The sequence below is a fragment of the Chitinophaga sp. HK235 genome (assembly GCF_018255755.1).
Lineage (GTDB): Bacteria > Bacteroidota > Bacteroidia > Chitinophagales > Chitinophagaceae > Chitinophaga.
On record NZ_CP073766.1, the window covers coordinates 3,883,157 to 3,901,461 of the forward strand.

7 protein-coding genes are annotated in these 18,305 nt (G+C 49.1%); all 7 read right to left on the minus strand.

The window, feature by feature from the left end:
- Nucleotides 1–10: 10 nt before the first annotated feature.
- Genes KD145_RS13910 through KD145_RS13940 form a run of 7 tightly spaced genes read right to left on the minus strand, consistent with a single transcriptional unit; the run spans nt 11 to nt 18,296 of the window.
- Nucleotides 11–1,015, minus strand: a complete 1,005-nt coding sequence (locus tag KD145_RS13910; RefSeq protein ID WP_113617318.1) for a PorP/SprF family type IX secretion system membrane protein — start codon at nt 1,013–1,015, stop codon at nt 11–13.
- Nucleotides 1,016–1,048: 33 nt separating this feature from the next.
- A complete protein-coding gene (locus KD145_RS13915; RefSeq protein ID WP_212006458.1) occupies nt 1,049–5,182 on the minus strand; it encodes a PKD domain-containing protein in 4,134 nt (1,377 codons plus the stop codon).
- 27 nt (nt 5,183–5,209) lie between these two features.
- Nucleotides 5,210–5,554 (minus strand): T9SS type A sorting domain-containing protein, encoded by a 345-nt coding sequence (locus KD145_RS13920; protein ID WP_212006459.1) that lies wholly within the window; start codon nt 5,552–5,554, stop codon nt 5,210–5,212.
- Between the two features lie 16 nt (nt 5,555–5,570).
- Nucleotides 5,571–14,513: a gliding motility-associated C-terminal domain-containing protein gene (locus KD145_RS13925; RefSeq protein WP_212006460.1), complete on the minus strand. Its 8,943-nt coding sequence runs from the start codon at nt 14,511–14,513 to the stop codon at nt 5,571–5,573.
- 45 nt (nt 14,514–14,558) lie between these two features.
- Nucleotides 14,559–15,845, minus strand: a complete 1,287-nt coding sequence (locus KD145_RS13930; RefSeq protein ID WP_212006461.1) for a DUF4302 domain-containing protein — start codon at nt 15,843–15,845, stop codon at nt 14,559–14,561.
- Between the two features lie 34 nt (nt 15,846–15,879).
- Nucleotides 15,880–16,779 (minus strand): putative zinc-binding metallopeptidase, encoded by a 900-nt coding sequence (locus KD145_RS13935; RefSeq protein ID WP_212006462.1) that lies wholly within the window; start codon nt 16,777–16,779, stop codon nt 15,880–15,882.
- A gap of 29 nt (nt 16,780–16,808) precedes the next feature.
- Nucleotides 16,809–18,296: a RagB/SusD family nutrient uptake outer membrane protein gene (locus KD145_RS13940; RefSeq protein WP_249219834.1), complete on the minus strand. Its 1,488-nt coding sequence runs from the start codon at nt 18,294–18,296 to the stop codon at nt 16,809–16,811.
- Nucleotides 18,297–18,305: the final 9 nt, after the last annotated feature.

Below are 18,305 nucleotides of genomic sequence, written 5' to 3' on the forward strand. Positions count from 1 at the left end.
TAAAAATTGATTACAAACGGGGACATACAAATTCCACTTCCGGTGTTCTCACTTTCCTACGTCCGATAAAGGTGATCGATACCTCGAAGCTGTTGGAGCCACGGGCCATCTTATTCAGATCAGAAGTATTGATATCGTAGCTGACGCCCAGCATCATGGTTTTATAGATAAACCCGGCATGTGTGGTAAAAGCGTCTTTAACACGATAGTTGAGTCCCAGCAGGAAATCAGTACCTGGTGCAGCGGTCAGCTGACCATAAGCGCCAATCATTTTCTCCTGCGCAGGTCCCTGCTGCATAAACAGGAAATTGGGTGTAACACTCAGTATATCCGACAACGTTAACTTCACACCACCATGCACATTAAAGCGCATCGGGAAGCGGGCATCACCGGCAGCACTGAACTGGTCCTGCGGACGAGTGAGGTGCATCACAGAGAAACCACCATAGATGTTGTATTTTTTTCCGGGGGTGGCATCATAATACAATGCTCCGGCACCGGCATCGAATGAAATCGATGAGGTACGTGTAAGCATGTCCGTTACCGGATTACCGGGATTATAGCCGGTCACCGGATTCCATTGCTCCCCGAAGGTGAGCTTGGAAGGATCAAAGCGGCGCTGTATAAAGCCCAGCTGCAGACCGAAGTTGAGCTGATGATAATGTGCTGCGTCCAGCTTTACGCCGGTATAGGCAGCATTTACGTACCCGGTAGTATAGTTGTATCCACCGTCACCGGCAGCCTGGTTAAGCACACTGGCGCCGAGGTTGATATTCCTGTTGGTAGGCAGTTCTGCTGTAACGCCATATGTTTTGAAGGGGCTGATATTTCCCCATTGTGTACGATAGATGGCCGCTACCCGGTAATCGCCGTCGAATGCGCCTGTCAGCGCAGGATTGAGCCAGGACGGATAAGTATAATACTGTGAGAAGTGCGGGTCAGCCTGTGCCATCGCCTTTGAGCAGGCGAAGAAGGCTGTCACTGACATGAGCCATGTTGCAATTTTAGTTCTCATTTTGCTGTCGGTGTTTTATGTGAATGTTGTTCATTATCTGATGATGGCCACATAACCTGTGAGTGGCGCAAATCCGTTCCTCAGGGTGATGACATAGTAGTATGTTCCTACCGGCAGCTGATTTCCCTTGAAGCTACCATCCCAGGGCAGTGCATAACCGTCTGAATAATACACCCGCTGGCCGTAGCGATTGAAGACTTCCACTTTGCTGCCGGGATAATCACTCAGGTTATAGATCACCCACTTATCGTTGATATTGTCTCCATTAGGTGAAAAGGCATTCGGTGGAACCACTGCTTTCAGCACTTTTACAGACATCTGGTCGCTGGCGGTACAGTTGTGTTTACCGATAGCGGTCAGCGTATATACCTGGTCGTGCATGGCGGCGATCACCGGTGAAAACAGTGTTGGGTTCGGGAAGTCAGCCGCAGGTTCCCAGCGGAACTTCAGGTTGACAGAATCATTGGCCGTAGGCCGGAAAGTAATCACGGTTCCCTGTGGCACCACAAAAGACTGACCTGCATCAATCACCGGCTGCAGATACACCACCACCTTACTATCGAAGGGTGCCGATGTACAACCGGCTGCATTCACCACTTTCAGCTGCACACCGTATTCACCGGGGCTGGTATATTTCTTCACCGGATTTTGTGCGGTGGATGTTGTACCATCACCAAAAGACCATTGCCATTGCGTAATGTTGCTGCGGGCATCAGTGCTCTGGTCGGTGAAAGCATTATCAGTACCCTGACATAAAGTATCAGGCGCCACTTTAAAGGATGCTACCGGTTGTCCGAAGAAGGTTTCCAGACGATTGCTCTTCTGATCGGTACAACCAAAGGCAGAAGTGGCGGTCAGCACGATATCAAACGGACCATAGGCGGTGTAGTTATGCAAAGGATCTTTTAATGCTGATTTTGCACTGCCATCACCAAAGTCCCACTGCCAGGAAAGTGCAGAGTTATCCTTGATAGTAGTCAGGTTGGTGAAGGTGGCGCTGCCTTCCGGCATACAAACAGAAGCCGGCAGCTGGAAATTCACTATCGGCAACGGACGTACGGCCACTGTTACAGTCGCGGTATCGCTGATACATTGCTGATCGCTGACAGCTACCAGTTTCACGCGGTAAGTGCCGTCTGCGGCATAGTTGATATTAAAAGGATTGTTGTTGGTGGCGACAGTCTGATTGCCATTACCATCGTCCCATTTCCAGGTAGTGATGGTACCGGTGCTGATGGAAGACTGGTCAGTGATGGCGGCCGGCTGTCCGAGGCAAAGGCTGGGCGTTGCCGCAAAAGCAGCTGTCGGTTTGGGATATACGGTGATATCTGTAGCGATGGAGTCTGAGCAACCAGTAGCGGTATTAAACACATACCAGATTTTATGTGTGCCCGCACCGGCTACAGAAGGTGTGAAATTACCGGATGAATCGGTAGCAGGACCTTTATAATATCCCTTACCGGTTACACCATTTTTCACACTGGCATTGGCTACTGGTATTGTACCTTTCACGTTAACACAAACGCCGTTCACCGCGGTATAAGCCAACTGTGGCTTCAGTTTGAAGCTGGCCGTGATGGTAGTATCTTTCGTACAGCCCTTATCGGTAGTTACCTGGTATTTGATGTTATACGAACCAAAGGTGGCATAAGCATGTGTAGGCGCAGACAACGTCGAAGTATTGGGATTGGCTGGCGTAGCGCCGGCATCTCCAAAGTCCCAGCTATGGCCGGTGATGGTTTGCGCATCAGGGACAGTGGCTGCTGTATTAAACTGCACCACACCATTTACGGGCAGGCAATTACCGGGGAAGGTAAAGTCCGCGTGAGGTTTGGCATATACCGTAATAGTTTGTGTAGCAGTATCACTCACACACAGCGTACTCACTTTCACTACATGTTTTACGGTATAGGTCTTATATCCGTTGTAGGTCATAGATGGTGAGGCATTGGTGGTAGCGTTCAGTACTGAGTCATTGCCGAAATTCCAATACCATTCCTTTAGTGGAGCAGTACCACCGTAGGTAGAGTTGTCCGTTAATTTTACAGCAGTACCTTCACACAAAGCAGTGGCATCGCTGGTGAAAGCGGCCACCGGTTTGGCAGCAGCCGTTATCTGGAAGGCGGTATCACCCACACATCCGTCTTTGGAGATCACGGTGAGTTTTACATTGGACGGGCCTACCGGGAAAGCATGATGTACTTCTATGCCACTATCCAGCACAGGGCCGGGGAATTCCCACTTCCAGCGGTCTATTTTATAGTCGGGTTGATTATTATCTCCTTTTAAAATAGCCGAGTCGAGGGTACAGCCGGTGTAGGTATAAGAAGCAATAGCACGGGGTTTGGTTTTCACCGTCAGCGTATAGCCTACTTTTTCCGTATTGGTACAGTTCTCAATAGACGGATGGGTAGACATCACCGTGATATTTTGCTCACCCTCCGTGGTGAACTTATAGGACCCGGGCAGGGTGTATTTATAATAAGTGATGCCTTTGATCACTACGGTGCCGGAAGGTACCGGGTTGTTGACCGTCACGTCTGCATTGGGTGTAATAGCTGCTCCCAGCAGACTCAGTTTCCACACCATTTTGGTGGGTTGATAAGCCATGAGGATGGATAGTTCTACCGGTGTTTGTGTACAGGTAAAATCATTGGTTGCTTTGGAAGTATCGTATTCGTTGTGAATAGAACCCACTGCGTTGAGGTTGTTGATGAGCGTACCGGCGTTATAGGCATAACTTTCCACAGAGCCCAGGCCGTAGGTAGTAGCAATGAAAGCGGAGTCGCTTGTCACAATACACTGGGCCTGCGCGGCGGGCCAGCGTTTGACCACCACGGTGTAACCGGCCAAACGGGGATGCACATACGAATAATCGTAAAGCCCGGAACCATCGATCCTAAGCGAACCCAGACCACCTGTAGGAATGATCATGGTGAGGTAATTGACCGTAATGCTTTCACGGGTGTTGCGGTAAAAACCGGTCCTGTTAATGGCCTGTTCCAATGGGCTCAGGTACACCATCTCAGGGTCGCCCAGGGGATCCGTATTACCACATTCACCGGAAGAGGGCATATATTGTGCTACCAACACCGGCTTGTCTGATTCGATATAGTCAGCGGTACCGCTGAGGTATTCATAGTAGGAGTTGTTGATCAGTGTCCCTATGGGCAGTACGACTCCGTTTTTCCTGACTACTGTAGCCGGGTCTTTCACCACTATCTTGAAATAAGCGTTCTGACTACTGATAGGGTTGTTGGACGCTGAATACGGCGCTGTCAGATAACGTTTTCCCCATGCCTGGAAGGGGAACACCTGCTGAATATTATTATCACCACTGCTGGTGCCTCCGGTGCAGGTAATGGCGGTACGGCTGCTGCCGGAAAATACAGCTACCGGAAAACATTGTCCGTTGGCGTTACCGATGGATTTGACAACAGTACCTGTCAGCTGACGCCCCAGAGAGCCACCCAGTGAAGCACCTACCAGCTGGTAAATATCTCCGCGGTTGAGTGTTACGGTAAAAGGCACACCCGGCGGGCGGCCATTACGGGTCAATACGGAAGGGGTTATCTCAACAACAGTATTATTCTGATTAGCGATGACAAACATCCAGTTAAAACAGTCGGAGCCATAGTTCTGCTGACTATTCACGGAGATATAGGAATAGCCCCATGTTTCCTCCGGCATAAGCATGGTAGCACCGGAAGAGGCGCTGCCATAGATATGTGCATAAGCTACGATGGGCACATTACTCTGGATATGAATGGATCTATTGGTGAATATCCCTTCCCCACCGGTACCTCCGAAAGAAGGAGGAGGAGAATATAAGCGGGCATCGCTGGCGCCGACCTTGGGAATCAGGTCTGATGCAATCACCGTATTGGCCGGGATGTTATAGGTCCTTGTCCATGCCGTGCCGGTAACGCTTACCGTAACGGTAGCGGCCTGTTCGGCGCTCAGGTACAGGATCATTTCCTGGCTGTTGGAGTTACCGGGCTCCATGAACTGATGGTGTCCGTAGCCTACCCAGAAATCCTTCCCTTTGTTGGAAAGATTCTGGGCGTATAAACTGAAGGCTACGAACTGCAACACTAACACAGATATGGCCAGTTTACACCACTGCAGCGCAGCGCCGACAGGATGATTGGTAATTTTGGTTAACATCTTGTACAATTTTTCATCATGAAATGATTATTGTTTGATGATCATCTTTGACGTTCTTGTCCCATCTTCAAATATGGCCTTCAGCAGATAAGGACCTTGTTCCAGTCCGGATACCTCTACCAGGTTATGTTTGCCCGGTGTGTGTATCTTCCTTACCTGCCTGCCGTCCAGGGCATAAATCACCAGCTCCCGCATCGTTTTCACGGATTGCACATGCAGCGAGGCTGTAACCGGATTAGGGAAAGCGGCAATAGACCTTGCACTGTTCAACAGGCTGTCTATTCCCTGGCGGCAGCTGTGGGCTGCTGCATGGGCCTTACGCCCATGCAGCAACGCAGCTGTTATTATGAAAGCAAGCAAATACTTCTTCATCACAGATCATTTGCGGTTATCGGATCAGGTTCACTACACCTTTCTTTTCCACACTGGTTCCATCTTTCAGTACAAGGTGACATACATAGATGTACACACCGGAAGGCATCGCCTTACCTTTGTAGGTGCCGTCCCAGCCTGTTTCCTGGCTATTGGACTCAAACACCTTCTCACCCCACTGATCAAAAATGGCTATGTGTATTTTGCTGATGATGTAACCGTATACTTTCAGCACATCATTCTTCGCATCATTGTTAGGTGTGAATGCATTCGGGATGTAGATACCGTCTGGCAATGTTTTACCTTCTGCCGGATCTGATATCTTTTCTTCGCAACCTTTTACTTTCACGATCAGCTTCACTGTCTGGTTAGGCTGCAGGCCAGACACCAGGTGTTCCAGCCCTTCTCTTCCCGAAGACGGCAGCGTCCAGTTGAGGCCACCATCCAGTGATACTTCATAACCCGTAGCATTAGGCACAGCGGCCCATTTGAAGCGGATCAGATTTACACCGATCGTATCGACTTTCACCACTGGTGTAGTCAGCAACGGTAACACATGCACAATAGCTTTGGCACGCGCAGCACCCGGACAGCCATGGTTGATGGCTTCGAGATAATAGTTGGCGCTTGCACCAATCGCTGTAATCGTATAGGTATTACCGGTATGCAGCAGATTGCCACCAGTTTGTGCATCGTACCAGTTGTACAGTACGCCGGCTTCCGGATCTTTTACGGCCAGTGATACATCAGAACCACTGCACACGGTCATAGAATCCTTCACCAGTACCGCTACACCAGGTGCGTACACTTCCACCTCTTTGGTAGTATCACCGATACAACCTTCGGCCGCCACGATATTGAGTTTCACTTTGTAGATGCCCGGTGTACTGAAGGTTTTGGTGGTGTCTTTACGGTAACCATTCGTAGCGTCACCGAAGTTCCAGGTCCACTTGCTGATAGCAACGTTGTTGCTGGTAGTAGCATTGCCCACAAACTGCGCCACATCGCCTACGCAACCGGAATAGGTAGTAGTGAAATCCACCACCGGAGCTGGTATCACCTTAATAGGCAGAACAGCTTCGAAACTATTGCTGCAGCTTTCTATATCCGGATGTGAGATGCGGATAGGCACGTTGTAGGTACCTGGTACAGAGAACACATAATCATCCGGCAATACATAACGGTAGTACTTCCTTTCGTTGGCAACGATAGAATCTACCGGCACCGGATTGTTTTGCAGCACGTCTACCGCAGGAGCCAGGTTTTTCACCTCGCTGAGTTTCCAGGTAATAGCGGTGGGTTTCACCGGTATCAGCATGGAGAAGCGGAACGGCGTTTTCACGCAGGTATAAGTGTTGTTGCTGCCGCTGGTTGGATTCAGCACGTTGCTGAAGCCTGGCAGGATATTGAGGTTCTTCACCAATGTTCCGGCATTGTAACCGTAGCTTTCCACACTGCCGAGGCCATAGGTAATGGCTGTAAAGGCAGAATCAGCGGACACATTACATTGTGCAGGCGCAGCCATCCACCTCTTCACCACTACCGTATAACCGTTCAGGTTAGGGTGAGGATAGGTGTAATCATAGATAGTACTACCGTCGATCAGTAAAGAACTCAATCCTCCTGTTGGTATGATGAGGGTTAAATAGTTGGTACGGATAGATTCCAGGTTGGTGCGGTAAAGACCTACCGCTTTGATGCCCTGTTCCAGCGGGCTGAGGTAAATCATTTCAGGATCACCATCTCCACTGGTATTAGGACAGTTTCCACTGGAAGACATATACTGCGCAACCATCACTGGTTGATTTGCTTCGACATAATCAGCCGTATTACTTTCGTACTGATAGTACCGGTTGTCAATCAGATTCACCGGCAACAGTGAAGTACCATTCAGTTTTACGTCTGTGGTCGGGTCTTTCACCATGATGCGGTATATGTTGGTCATCAGTGAGTTGGCACCACTACCGTTTGAAGTAGGCGCTGTCAGGTATTTTTTACCCCAGGCCTGTGAAGGGAAGTTCTGTTGTATATGGTTGTCACCGGAGCTTCCTGTGCTGCCGCCACATCCAATGCCTGTACGGCTGCTGCCGGAGAACACCGCCATCGGATAACATTTACCATCGCTGTTAACGATTGACTTAACATGGCTTCCGGTGATGTCATATCCTTCTGAACCATCTTTTAAGGCACCTAAAACCTGATATACTTCTCCCCTGTTCAACGTCACGGTAAAGGTCTGTTTGGCAGGTCTGCCACCCAGGGTAGGCACGCTAGGCGTGATTTCCACGGTTGTGTTGTCATATTCTGCCATCACATAGAACCAGGAATAGGTATCTGTACTATAGTTCTGACGGGACGAGATCGCATAATAGTCGTAAGCGTAGGTACCCACCGGCAACAACATGGTAGCACCGGATGCAGCACTGCCATAGATATGTGCATAGGCAACAATGGGCACATCACTTTCTATACTGATACCTCTGTCGGACCATCCTTCGTCCAGCAGACGGGCATCGTTCATGCCTATTTTAGGCATTGTTTCGGTTGTAATGGTGGTATTGGCCGGGATATGATAAGTACGTTCCCAGGTAGTACCATTGATCTTCACAGTCACATTGGATGAATCCTTCGCATTCAGGTACAGTACCATCTGCTGGCTGTTATCGCCGGTAAAGAACTGATGGTGGCCATAACCTACCCAGAAGCGGGTACCTCTGTTGGAGCTGTCTGCAGGCTGCAATAATTGCGGCGCGTTGGAGCCTCCATTCAGGCCGGTGAATTTATCGAAGTAATGCAGGGTACTGTCTGTAATGACCTTAGTGGAGGTATTGACTAAACTCAGTGAATCAACGATCCATTTGTCTGTGCTGTCGGTTCTTGCCAGTCGGATATCTTTCTGTCGTTTGATATAACCTTGCCATGGATCGAGATAGAACTGCTGGATATTGAAGTTGTACACACCACTGGACGGTGTTACGTCCACATCAGTATAGAAATACATGAAGTCGGTACCAGGGGCGATATTCGGTGGTTTCACACCGGAGTAGCGCCTTACGGTCATGTTAGACGGCAGTGTGGCATTGTTCCAGGTGATTTTGGTAACGGTATCGGTACCAAACATAAATGTCTGGGTAACGCCAGGAGCCGGTGCTGCCGGGAAGGCAGGCAATGCCGGTGGCACAGAAGTGGGCAGGAACTCATAAGCACCCATATCCGGCACACCTTCCTGCAGGGTCACAGGCCTTGGATCACCATTCAGATCTTTGTTGTTATTGGGGACCTGTACACCACGGCCATGGATAGCCCATACTTCCGGATCGGTAATCTGCGGATGCAGATCATCAGGACTAACAAAAGCCGGTTTGTACACGATGGAATAAACATCCAGTCCGCTGCCGGTACGGTAAGCCGCCAGGGTACCATAATTGGCGGCAGGTGTGTTCTGACGCACCAGCACAGAGCCGGTAGTGTACAGTGTATTGTAATCGCTGTTGATATAATTCGGGTTGGCGATATACATGGCCCTGCCGGTATCAGCCGCGAAGATGTTGTTACGCACCTTCACCGGTGAAGCGGAAGAATAACTATGCGAGAAATAAGCCGCATAGTTGTTGCTGGTGCTGGTAGAATTGTTCAGCACACTGTTGTTCAGATAATTGAGGTTATTACCATACTCACTGTAAATACCATACGAATTGGTAGCGGTAGTACGAATACTTACCACGTTGTTCACCACATCGATACGGTTGGTGGAACTGAGGGTAAGACCTCTCAACTCTCCTGTATTACCGGTACGTGCATAGATCTCATTACCATTAACGGTACTCATAGATCCTGCAGGTGGCTGGCAATAATAGAGATACACACCATATATTTTGGAAGCAGTATTGCTGCCGTTGATCTTATTGCGTACGATGCTAACCAGAGAATCAAGTTCTTCGGCATAAATACCATAGGCAGTAGAAGCCAGCGTACCGCTCAGATTGATGGTATTTTTGCGGGCCAGCACTTTGTCTACATAATAAGTATAAACACCATAGCTGTAAGTGCGGTTGATGGTATTACTATCTATGGTTACACCCGGAGAAACGAGGTCATAACTATTACTCCAGTAAACGCCATTACCACCTTGGGTGATGGTATTACCAACAATCACGTTGCCTTCACCGATACAGCCGTTGGCATAGATGCCGGTACTGTTGGTGCTGGTAGAAGTAACTACCGGCAAGGTGATGGAGCAGTTTTGTATACTATCCCAGGATGCTTTCTTCGCAAATTCAATCGCTCTGGTATAAGTAGTACCGGTAGGTTTGAAAGTGATGTTTTTCCAGGTCACATAACTAACACTATCCAGTTTCAGTATATAGTTGAGCGCTGATGTACCGCTGTAGGCAATGGTTACATCGGCTGCATTACCAGAAGCGCTGCTGAAGGTCACCCTGTTAACAGCAGAAGATCCGGGAACTTTACGCATGGTCAGCTGTTCATTATAGGTACCGTTGGCGGCGAGGAACCACACAGGACCTGCGATACCACATTCCAGTTTGGATACCACACTGGCAAATGACTGGAAGTTGGTAGTACTGGTGGGCAATGCCGGGTTGATGGTATAAAAACCGGACAACAACGGATCGTTCAGGTTAACAGCCACAGGTGTGGAGTACACGGTATCTCTGTTACTGCACACCACCGCGCAACGGAAGTATTTCTCTACTCCGGCCACGGTATTAAACAGGCTGACATATTGGGTGTCGCTTACATTTTTCCATGTGCCGGTCAGGCTGGTAGCTGCCTGCCACTGATAGGTCTGATGACCGCCTTTACTGTTACCAGTGAGGTCCAGCTTAATGGCATCACCCATACAAACAGGTGTAGTAGGAACTACTGTAGCTGCACCTGCCACCGGCGGAGAAGTACATTCCGGTATGTTGATTTCATAAGCACCAATATCAGGCGTAGTAGTGCTCCTCGTAATGTTCAGGATGTCTGTTGTTACACCCACAGGTTTGCCACTGTTGTCAAGCGGAGAAATAACAGGGGCAAAATTACCGCTGGCCGGATCTGCATACACAGGTGGCACTGCCAGGGAATTACTGTCGAGCTTAGCCCCTGCACGCCAGTTGGCGAGGGTTACATAGTTGGTGCCGTTATTACCGGTATAGGCGGTATTCCGGGCACTCTTAACAAATATATCATTGTAATCAGACTTGAAGTCAGTACCGCTGGTAATAGACAGACCTGTTCTATTGCCACCACCGGCACGGCTGATATCCAGAATATTATTATAGAAAAGGATACCGGATGGAGAACTGGACTGATACAAGCCGGTTGTTTCAGCGTTGGCTGTATTCTGGCTATCATTCAGCGCTACGGTATTGTGGTAATACAGTGTAAAGCTGCTGTTGTAGTTATAGAAGGCACGTTGTGTACCTGCACCACGGATATCATAAATGAGGTTATTGATAATCCTGGCAGGACTGGCCGCTGTACCACTTGCGCTGGTGAACTCAATACCATAGAAGGTGTTGGTTGTTCCCTGCGTAGCGTTAAACAGGCCATGAATGCGGTTACCGTTGAGTACCACACCATCTCCCTTGCTGCTCACACTGATACCGTAGTTGGAATAAGATATGTTGATACGGTTCTGGCGGAAGATATCGTTGTGATCTACCACTGTGTTAGCGGTGTTAGACAGCGAGATACCATATGAATAGAATTCACGGATGGTATTGTTTTCAATCCGGTTATTGGTAGGTGGAGCCGCATTGGCGCCATAAATCACCACACCATAATAACCACCCAGGATATTATTGCCACGCACCACGTTGCTGTCGCAAAGGTTATTGGTGCTGGTGCTGATGCTGCCATCACCACCGTTGATCACGATACCTGCCAGTCCGGAGCCGGAAGAAACAGTATCTACCATTATGCGGCAACGGCTGATGGTATTGTTGTCGGCATTATTGAGGATATGCACGCCATAACCATTACTACCGCCTCTGGCGTCTATCACCAGGCTATCGAAGGTAACGTAGTCGGCCGCACGCAGTTTGATAACAGCCCTTTCATTATCATCTGTAGCAGCAAAGCGGATCGTATCACCGTTACCGTTAAAGGTGATGGTATTAACAGATGACATACCGGAAATGGAATCCAGTATCAGCTGTTCTTTGTAAGGACCGGAGCCTGGCACTACGTTAAACACCACCGCACCGGCGATGCCGCATTCCATGGCTGCCTTGGCAGCGTTAAAGCTGACAAAGTTATTGGCGCCGGCTGGTGCCCCCTTGTTGATGGTATAGGTACCACCCGGGAAAGCAGGATTTACGGTCAGCAGTACCGGTGTGCTATAAGCCGTATTACCACTACAGGTGACAGCCACACGGTAATACAGTGTAGTCGTTGCCGTGATAACCGTATCCGGGTTGGTAAGCGGATTGCCTACCGCTGTATAAGGACCAGCGGCCGTGGTAGCACTTTGCCATTGATAGGTTTGTCCCAGCCCGATGCTGTTGTTGATCAGACTCAATGCCACTTTGCGGGTTGCACATACGGGAGTAGCACCTACTGTAGCGTCACCGGCCAGTGGCGGTGTAATACAGGGGCCCGGTGTGAACTCATAGGCACCGATATCTGGTGTGGTAGTGCTGCGGGTATTATTGTTGATATCAACAGTGATACCCACCGGGAATCCTTTGTTGTCAACAGACGCACTGGTTGGCTGATAATTACCGGAAGCGGGCGCGGCAAACAACGGATTAGAAGCCAGCGACACAGTATCCTGCGATGAAGCAGTCTGCCAATCGAGCAATGTGCTGCGATTGGTAGTAAAGTTACCGGTATAGCTGGTGCCACCCGGTGCCGACATAAAATAGATATTATTGTTGGCATGAATGGTACTGGTAGTGGCGTTGAAATACACAGCATACTTGTTGCCGCCACCACCGCGGGTTACCGCAATGATGTTATTGAGGAATTCGATACCATCTGCCTTGGTAGTCTGATAAAAACCTCTGGCGGTATAAGTGGTCGAGCTGGTGGAAGTACCATCCAGCGCAATGGTATTATGATAGTACCATACGTTGTCAGAACCGGAGTTGTAGATACCATAGGCATCACCTTTACCGGTAAAGTTGTACATCAGGTTGTTGGACACTACGTTTTCCAGTTGCGTAAATGCTTTGGCACTGGAGAAATAGATACCATAACTGGTACTGGTACTGTTGGGAGATCCGCCGAAAGGATTGGTGATCCTGTTGCGGGTGATATTGGCCTTTGTGTTGAGGCTGGAGAAATAAATGCCATAGAAGGTAGACACCGTAGAACGGGCCGGCCTGCTGATGATATTATTCTCAATTAACGTGTTAAATGATCCGCTGACATTGACACCAGCGTAATAGAATTCGGTAATGGTGTTGTTGGTGATCCGGTTGTTACCATTGGCCAGCGTACTGCTGCCAGTCATGGTAATACCGTAATAACCACCTACGATTTTATTGTTGTTGAATGTGTTGAAATCGCATTTGGCATCACCGGAAATAGTGGGAGAAGTATAGGAACTGCTGATCACGATACCGGCGTAGTTACTGCTGCTGGTGGAAACAGAATCCACCAGGATGGTACAGTTGCTGATGGTATTATAATCGGCATCGTTGGTGAGGAATACGCCCCATCCATAACCGGAGCTGCCACTACCTTTGGCTTTTATCACCAGGTTATTAAAAGTGATATAGTCAGCATCATCCAGCTGAATCACTCCTCTGTTAGAAGAGGTACCGTTGAATGTCAGCGTATCACCGTTACCGTTAAAGGTAATGGTATTGGTAGCGGAGGCGCCGGGTACTGCTTTCATGGTGAGCTGTTCGTTGTAGGGGCCGGAGCCGGCTACCACATTGAATGTTACCGCCCCATTGATACCGCATTTGAGATAGTTATAGGCATCATTGAAAGAAGCAAAGTTGTTACCCCCTGTGGGCAACCCTTTGTTAATAAAGAAAGTACCGGCTACCAGCGATGGTGATGTTACATTTACGCTGGTAGAGGTAGCGCTCTGGGTGCTGGCCGTACAGGTCACCACACAACGATACCAGGTGCTGGCTGATTGTGTGCCGGCATACTGGCTGTTGGTGGCTCCTGTGATGTTGGTCCAGGTGGCATTGTCAGCTGACTGCTGCCACTGATAGGTAAGTCCGGACGCAACAGTTGCGCCATTGAGTTTGAGATTAAACGTGGAATTCAGGCAAACGCTGCTAACATCTGTAGCTGCAGTACCTGCTGTGGGTGTGCCGGTACAGGCAGCAGCAGGTACCCAGGTAAATACAATATTGGGTCGGGTGGTCATGGAACCATTGTTGGTGGTACTGGTAGTACCGCACAGGTTGTCTTCATTATCCGCCCGGTAGGTATGGGAAGCATTGAACGAAAGGCTGGTTGTAAACGGAACTTCAGGGTTATTGGAGTAGAAGGTGCCGGTGGTGCTGTTAGGCGAGCCACTACAAACCTCTACGATGATGTTATCCGTTCCATTCCAGAAAAAATTGCTGCTGAATGGGAAGGTATTAACGCCCACCACAGGGGCATAATCTGCAGGAGCCCTTACGATAGTAGCTCCTGGTACCCAGCTGGCGTCATCGAGGGTACTGACAGTCGTAGTGCCAATACTGATGCCATACTGTTCGATCAGATCGGTACCATTCAGGTTTTTAACCAGAAACTTGATACCGGAGATAAATCCCGGCCCCATGCCGGCGGCCGTCAGTTCTGAAGCTTTAAACAGGTACTGTGCCCTGTTACCTTCATAATAATCCTGCAACGGACAGGGATATCCGGTATCGGTGTTCCCTGTCGGATCATTGCCGATGGCGACGTCGGTTTGTGCTGACAGCCGGAAGGCTAGCATCAGCAGCAAAACCAACATGACGGAGGTTTTGTGAATAAACGAAAGCGTATAATTTCTCATATAAAAAACTATTTGCTGATTTTTCAGAGGGGTTTAACAAGGTTATCAGAACACCCAGGAGATCCACGATTTCCCGTCTTTGGCGCTGACCATATCATAGGTATTATCACTGGTCTGTACCAGGAAGTACCCATTCGGGTCTGCCATCAGGGCGCGGCTTTTGGTCACTGGCGTATTGTTTGCCGGCATATCACCAAAAAGTCCCAGGTCTTTGAAAATGATACGGCCATCATTGGTAAACGAGGGCGCACTGTATACCATGCCGTAGCTGAGTGTGGGCTGCCCCTCTTCCGGAACAATAATTCCGAAAGCATCGACACCAGAAGCAGCTTCAGGCCAGTAGGTAGCGGAGATAAAACCGGGCAATGTGCGTATGCCGAAGGCATCGTCTACACCATTTACATGGAAGCCTGTTTCCGTAACCCAGTAACGGCGTTGGTTGACTGCATACTGATACCAGCGTTTGGGTGCTGCACCGTCTATAGCAACAGGGCGCACTATCTCAGTGATACTGGCTGGCTGCCCGTTGATGGCGCCTTTTACAGCAGCACCATCCCAGATGAGATTATCGAAGTTGCTGATAGTGGTGGAGCCATCTGTAAATGCAGGAGAGAGCGCGATACCGCGCGGCGTGTAGTAGTAACCGGTAGTCATCTGTTTTACCTGTCCGTTGCTCACCCAGGTAAAAGTGATCCGGTGTGTGAGCGGATTCACTTCCACATCATATCTGCCTGTACTGGTCGTCAGTCTGCGGAAATAGGTCAGTATCCTGCTAACACTGTCGATGTTACGGTTGATACGATGCTGATAATAATCGTTCTGATCCTGTTGAGTAGCTTTTACCAATACAGCCTTACTTCTGTTGAAGCGGCCAGTGAGCAGCAGGGTGTCGCCTGCCATGCCATTGATAGCAAATTCAAAATCAGATCCCAGACCTTTTCCATAGTCGCCGCCATTTTGGCCAGCGTCCGGATCACAGAGTACATGGAGATAGGAATAGGTATCAAACAGCAGACTTGGCTGCTGCAGGGCTTTAAGGCGCCAGCTGCTTTCCTTCATGGTAGCTGTGGAGGACGGGTCAAAATCGCTGAACATCTGTACCCGGTTGGAATCGTTAAAGCGGAAATAAAAACTGTACACTGATTTAGGTGTACCCCCCGGATATACCAGGGCTTTCCAGCCATAGGGCGACTGGGTCAGTATACTCTGATAACGCTGGATCGTATCATTGATCCGTTCATCAGGAGATTTGTCGAACAGCGGATCTGTTTCTTTCTTACAGGCATACATTCCGGTAAGGACCAACAGTAAGTACAAAAGTTTTTTTCTCATACCAATATTTTTCAATGTTGCCGGTGTGACAGTTTTAATACAAAAGCTTATTGATTTCTTTCCTGGTGCGGGACTGCAGGCTATAAAAATCGATGTGCCATACGGTCTGGAAATAGCTCACCACAATGGATTCCTTTTTTCGGAGGCGGGCGATGGCTTCTGCCTGGGAAGTACCGTTGATACTGAATCCGGGAGGAATGCTATTTACAATTTTGTCAAACCCGGCCCTTCCTTCCACCAGCATCGTGGATATCATCTCCACAAAATCATCATCATATCCTGACATGGCATAAGGCGTTACATAACCATCCTGATGAGCAGCCATATCACTGATGTTATTCCAGTTGGCCGTATAAAGTCCGGCAGTCACCCGTTTGAACTCTACCGGATACATCACGGTCTGGTGAAGGATATGCCCGAATTCGTGTTCTATGACATGGAACATCTGTTTTACATTGGCAGAATCGGAGGGTTTATAACCAGGCATGTCTTTGGTCATAAAATCATTGACGAGGTAAAGCACCACTTTGCGGCCACCTTCGGCGGTACCCAGTGTGATGGTGCCGTTTTCGTTCCAGCTGGCACTTCCGCTGAGGATAAAGAATTTGGGACAGTAACGGCGGAAGAACAGATCACCGGCTTCTGCGATGTAAGTGTTCATCCATACCTTCTTAATGGCGCTCATTACCGGGATCACCTTTTCCTCACGGGGAGGCACCAACGTTTTATTCAGTTCAAATTCAAACTGGTCCCATTTATATTTTACGGCGATGTTGTAAGGAATGGTAAGGGTATCGTACAACCACCGGTCCAACGGGCCTTTCGCCCAGGTATCGCCGCCCAGACCAGGGATATCTTCTACCTTACCCAGATCATCTTTCTTGCTGCAGGACACGAGCAGAAAAAGAGACATAGCGAGCAAAAAAACTTTCATATACAGCGATTTTGATATTTCGAATAATATTATCTCGGGTTTAATTCGATGCCGGAAGAGGTGGCAGACTGCGGTATCTGGAACACACAGCGTTTATCGCCGGCTTTCAGTTCCAGCACCTCCCCTTCCCGGGTGGTGTGCACCACGGTCATTTTATAGCGTTGCAGATCAAACCAGCGCATCCCTTCCTGCAGATATTCTGCGCGTTTGAAATCCAGGATGGTATGTATCAGGCCGTCCTTTTCACCGGTGATGCCGTAGAAACTGCGGATAGAAGCCGTGGTAATGGTATGTGCAGCCGGATTATAGTTGCGTATACGTTTGCTGGCAAAGAGGTTCAGGTCTTTCAGCGCAGCAGCTGTTTTTCCCAGGTGTGTATTGGCTTCTGCACGGTTAAACAGTACTTCTTCCGTGGTAAACAATGGCACCATCACATAAGGTTCTCCGATAGTAGCGTTGACAGAGGATTTCACGAAGTATTCCGTGAGCTTGGGCACGAAGTAATCCTGTGAGCCCCTGTAGTATATCGGATAAGCCCAGCGGCCGCCAGTCACATTATATCCCAGGATCTGTACTTCATGTGCATAGTCGAGGTCATAACGATACTGCCCAACATAACGACCATAAAGGGACTGTGTTTCCACGAGCAGCAGGTTGGCGTTCTCCTTGGCATTGGCATACAGGTCGAAGAGCTGGTCCGGTGACATGCTGCTGTAATTAGCATTCCAGCCACGCATGTTGCTGGCAATGTCATTGCTAGCAAAAGCCTGATCAGCAAATTCCACTACTTTGGCATAATCTTTTTTGAAGAGATAAAAGCGGGTGGCAAAGGCGTAAGCGGCGCTGCGGTTAAAATGATAACGTGGCACGCTGTAGCCCTCATCGCTGATCAGTGGCAGCCCTTCCAGCAGGTCTTTCTCTATCATATCGTACACATAGGCTACTGTCTTGCGTTCATATTGTTTGATGACTACTGTTTCCGGTACGGTCACGTAAGGAATACCTGGTGCAGCAGCTGCTGTGGCTTCATCATACATCTCTGAAAAAATATTCACCAGCATAAAGTGGGCGTAGGCTCTGGCTACCAGTGCTTCTCCGCGCTGGGCCGTGTACTCCTTCGGATCGGCAGCTTTACTGCAGGCTTCCAGCGCCTGATTGGCAGCAGAAATGGCTTTGTAACAGGCCGTCCAGTAAGCCTCTGGGGAATCCTGTTCAATAGATTGTATATCCTTGAACATATAGGCGTCCTGGTTAGGACGGCTGATCACGCCGGCACCTTTGTCGGCCACGTTATCAGACATGGCTTCGCACATGGTGATGTAGGAAGACTGCGGATAAGCGGTGCCCAGCAGCTTGGAAACCTTGGCGGGTGTGCTGAGGTCTGTCCAGGTGCTGTCGGGCACCTGTTCCAGGTATTTACGGCAGCTGCTCAGCGTGAGCAGGCCCATGGTCAGCATGGCCATCGCCAGCGGTTTAATGAATCGTTTATGCGTACAGGTTATATATCTCAGTTCCATAAGTGCGTT